1 protein-coding gene is annotated in these 238 nt (G+C 56.7%); it reads left to right on the forward strand.

The window, feature by feature from the left end:
- On the forward strand, positions 1 to 238 hold a 238-nt coding region (locus tag FS818_RS28555), incomplete at both ends, for an AMP-binding protein (protein WP_145336790.1).

Below are 238 nucleotides of genomic sequence, written 5' to 3' on the forward strand. Positions count from 1 at the left end.
AAGCCGGCGGCGCCTACATGCCGATCGACCCGGCGTACCCGCCGGATCGGATGACGTACATGCTGGAAGACAGCGGGACGGATCTGTTGCTTATATACGGCGGGAATGTAGAAGTACCGCTAGCTTACGCAGGCTCTGTATTGAATCTGGCGGACGCATCACTGTACAGGGGTGAATCGGCTAACTTATTAGCGATCAGCGGCGCAAGGGATCTGGCGTATGTGATCTATACCTCGGG

This window comes from Paenibacillus xylanexedens (assembly GCF_007680605.1).
Lineage (GTDB): Bacteria > Bacillota > Bacilli > Paenibacillales > Paenibacillaceae > Paenibacillus > Paenibacillus xylanexedens_B.